At 29.6% G+C, this 581-nt stretch carries 2 pseudogenes; one reads left to right on the forward strand and one right to left on the reverse strand.

The window, feature by feature from the left end:
• Positions 1-249 (reverse strand): annotated as a pseudogene (locus KI356_RS27075) (flagellar motor switch protein FliG); the annotation flags it as partial.
• A 143-nt stretch (positions 250-392) separates the two neighbouring features.
• On the opposite strand from KI356_RS27075, the pseudogene KI356_RS27080 reads away from it, so the two are divergent.
• Positions 393-581, forward strand: a pseudogene (locus KI356_RS27080) (DUF327 domain-containing protein); the annotation flags it as partial.

Genomic DNA, 581 nt, shown 5'->3' on the forward strand with positions numbered 1-581 from the left:
GTGTTTTTTTAAATAATCAACGACTTCTTGAAATTCGTCTGTTAATACATGTAACGGTTGTAGCGTATAAAGGCATAAGTTTTGAGCGAGTCTCTCGTTTTCAATGAAAAAACGAAGAACTTCATTTTCAATAGTTTTATAACATAATATGTAAATTTTATGCTTGTGAGCATAGTCAATTAAAAATTTTTTTATTTCTTCTTGATCTAATGCTGTTAATTGATTTGAACCACAAAGAAAAATATTCATAGATTTGTGCCACCTCATGCTAAATTGTAACATATCTTCTATAAAAAATAACTGCAAAATATGAGTGTTCAGAGTATAATTATAAATAAATGGATTTTACGATTAAGTTTTGAAAGAAATAAAAAAATAAATAGGTGATATATATGTTGCGTTCTATCTCGCACAATCCGATTTTATCGCATATACCGCCTGCTACTCAAATGCCGAAAGAAGCAAATGTCAGGACAGGACTTGCATTTTCGGATAATTTGCATGCAGATCCGAAAAAAGATAAATTGTTAGAACAAATGGAAGCGCTAGTTGATAACATTGGGGAAATTAAAGAGAAAATT

Source organism: Bacillus hominis (genome assembly GCF_018332515.1).
Classification (GTDB): domain Bacteria; phylum Bacillota; class Bacilli; order Bacillales; family Bacillaceae_G; genus Bacillus_A; species Bacillus_A hominis.